1 protein-coding gene is annotated in these 3,742 nt (G+C 63.5%); it reads left to right on the top strand.

Annotation, left to right across the window (positions count from 1 at the left end):
* Positions 1-3,742: hypothetical protein (locus tag ACYVDE_RS17005; RefSeq protein ID WP_460502745.1), on the top strand; the 3,742-nt coding region annotated here is incomplete at both ends.

A 3,742-nucleotide genomic window follows, 5' to 3' on the forward strand; every position in this document is an offset into this window, starting at 1 on the left:
CGGCCGCGGCCGCCGCGCCGCGCTACCAGCCCGGCAAGCTCTCGACCGACCCGGCCCGGTATATCGAAGATGTGCAGGCCATGATGGCCAGCACCAACAATGCCGGGGCGCGCGTTACCGCGGCGCGCCTAAAAGAGCTGTGGGCCTCCAACAGCCTCACGGCTTCGCAGCAGGCGCGCATCGTGGCCATCTCGCAAACGATGCTGGCCAAGAGTTTCCGGCCCCGGCCGCACTTCGAAACGCTGTTCAATGCCCTGATAAGTGGCAAGGTGCGGGCGAAGCTGGGCGACCAGCAGATGGACCAGTTCCTGGACGTGCTGACGCAAACCCTCAACAACGAAGCGCCCGAAGAAGCCGACCGTTTCCTGGTGAGCACCAACCGCTTCTTCAACGGCGGCTACCTCTACCGCACCGGCTACAACACCCTGCGCGCCGTAAACGGGACCATCTCGTTTGCCTACACGCCGCTGGCCGTGCCGCAGTCGAACCTGGAGTTTGGCGCTAGCGCGCCGGCCCCCAAGGAAGAGCCGCTGCCCGCCGCGCCCAAGCCGGCCGCCAAAAAGCCCGTAGCGGCCGCTAAGCCCGCCCCTAAGCCCGCGCCCAAAAAGAAGAAGGCCAGCAGCGACGGCTGGGACACGGCCGATTTGTGGTCGTCGCCCTCCAACAGTGGCTGGGGCGATGACGACGGCTGGGGCGCACCCGTGAAGAAAAAGCCCGCCCCCGCCAAGAAGCCGGTGGCAAAAGCCGCCGCCAAGCCCGCCGCGACGCCCGCTGCAGCTGCTGCCCCGGTGGCCAAGTCGTCGGATTTCGACCAGCCGGCGGCATTCAAGCCCTCGGCGCTGCCCTACGACGAATACACGCCGCCGCCCGTGCGCGGGCCGGTGCTGAAGGTGGAAAACGCCGACATGTTCATGGCCACCGGGGGCGACTCGGTGTTTATCAAGAAGGTGAGCGGGTCGGTGGTATTCAACAGCCACCGCTTTGTGGCCACGGGTGGGCAGTTTGTGTGGTCCATCCGCACCAACCTCGTGACGGCCGACCTCGGGCCGTTCGACTTCGACATGAACAAGCCGGAGTTCACGGCCCAGCCCGTGACGCTGACGTATCCCTACCTGCTGGAGGCGCCGGTGAAGGGCGCCCTCAGCTACAAGAGCGTGCGCCGCAAGCCGGGCCAGGTCGATACCGGCTACCCGCGCTTCATTTCGCTCACCAACGATGCCCGCATCAAAAACCTGGGGCAGAACATTCAGTACCGCGGGGGCTTGTCGATGGCCGGCTTCAAGGTATTGAGCGCGGCGTTGGACGGCTCGCTCTCCAACCTGACGGTGAGCTTCGAGGGTAAGCCCAAGTTCCGGGCTTCGTCGCGCGCCTACGTGCTCGGCGATTCCATCATTACGGCCAGTCGGGCGGGCATCACCATTTACGAGGGCGCAAAGGACTCGATTACGCACCCCGGCGTGACGCTGAAGTACCTCAAAAACCAGCAGCAATTGAAGCTGGCGCGCGAGGAGGGCCTCTACAAGAACACGCCCTACAGCGACTCCTACCACCAACTCGAAATCCGGACCGAGGCGCTGAACTGGGACCTGCGCAAATCGTCGCTCGACTTCGCGGTGCTGTCGGCCAAGAACCAGCAGTCGGCCGATTTTGAGAGCAAAGAGTTTTTCACCAACGACCGCTACCAACAGCTCAAGAGCATCAACCGGCTGCACCCGCTGCAGATGCTGGTGGGCTATAGCCAAGCCCACGGCAACGTGAAAACCGTGAACGTGAGCAACCTGGCTACCGACCTGGGCACCAGCGAGGCCAACATGCGCAGCGCCATGTCGGGGCTGGCGCGCGACGGCTACGTGGCCTGGAACCCCCAAACCGGCGAAGTAACCATTCTGCCCAAGGGCACGCACTACGTGGCTTCGGCCCGCGACAAAAAGGACTACGACCACATCGCCATCAAGTCGCTGTCGGGCTCGGGCAAGAACGCCACGCTCAACCTGAACACCAACGAGCTGACGGTGCGCGGCGTGCAGCGTTTCAACTTCTCCGACGACTCGGCCACCGTGTACGTGAAGCCCGATAGCGCCATTATTCGCATCGGGCAAGACCGCAACATCACCTTTGGCGGCACGGTGGTGGCCTCGGCCATGCGCTTCAAGGGGCGCGATTTCAAGTTCGACTACAAGGGGTTCTACGTCGACATGGCGAAGATTGACTCCATCGTGATTCGCAGCGAAACCAAGGACCGGAAAGGCCGCCCCACCGGCAAAAAGGCCGATTTTGCCCTCACCAACAAGGGTTCGGTGAGCACCGGCCGCCTGTTCCTGAACGACCCCAAAAACAAGTCGGGCCGCAAGAAGATGGGCCAGTACCCGGCCTTTGACTCGAAGAGCGGGGCCAACGTGTATTTCCGCAAGCAGGACGTGCTGGGCGGCGCCTACGACTCGACGCTGGTGTTCGACATTCCGCCCTTCAAGCTCGACTCGCTGAACGGGCTGAGCAAGTCGTCGGCCGGGTTTGAAGGTACTTTCCGCAGTGGCGGCATCATCCCCGACATCAAAACCAAGCTGACGCTGCAGGAAGACGGCGCGCTGGGTTTTGCCTACGACGTGCCTAGGGAGGGCTTCCCGCTGTATAAGGGCAAGGGGCGCGTGTTCGATAAGGTGCGCATGGATGGGCGCGGCCTGCAGGCCGACGGCATGATTCAGTACCAGACCGGCACGTTCACGTCCAGCAGCTTCGTGCTCTACCGCGACTCGGTGGTGGCCGTGGGCACGATGGGCAACGTTGCCGCCAAGCATTCGGATGGCGTGGACATTCCGAAGATGGCGCTGCCGCGCGGCTACATTATGAACTGGAAAGTGAAGCAGGACTCGATGTTCCTGAGTACGCCGGAGGGCTCCGATGCCCCCATTCGCCTGTATGCCAAGGGCGATGCCAAGGCGAAGACCATCACGGCCTACAACTTCAAGGGCACGGCGCTGCTCACGCCTACCTCGGCCGGCGGCGATGGCCGCCTCGACGGGCCGCAGTCCTACATCAAGTCGCCCGAGTTCACGTTCAAAACCGACAGCTATTCGGGCCGTCGGGCGGCGTTCAACATCAAATCGGCCGAGGCCAACAAGCCCGCGCTGCTGGCTTCCGATGTGGAGTTCGACTACAATCTGAAAAGCGGCTACGCCGACTTCAAGCGCGAGAAAGACAGCAAGGCCAGTATCGATTTGCCGTACTCGAAGTTCCGGACCACGCTCAGCGGCGGGCACTGGGACTTCAAGAAGAAGGAAGTGCGCCTGCAGGTGGCCCCGGGCAACGACTCAACCAAGTCGTACTTCTACGCCACCAGCCCCACACAGCTGGGCCTGAAGTTTAAGGCCTCGTCGGGCAGCTACGACCTGGCCAAGTACCAGATGAAAGTGGGTGGCGTGCCCTACATCGCCGCCGCCGATGCCTGGATTCTGCCCGACTCGGGCCGCGTGAACATTCTGGCGGCGGGGCGCCTGCAGCGCCTGCGCAACGCCGGGGTGGTGCTCGACTCGCTGGCCAAGTTCCACAAGCTCTACAACGGCAACATCGACGTGCTGTCGAAAGAGGCGTTTGCGGGCACGGCCGATTACGTCTTCAAAACCGCGCACGACTCGGTGGCGCTGCGCTTCGGCAGCTTCGGGCCCGACCAGGCGGCCGTGATGGCGGGCAAGGGCAAGAAGTTTAAGCACGACGACAGCGGCGCGGCCGTGGGCGCCGACGGCGG

It is taken from the genome of Hymenobacter agri (assembly GCF_054778495.1).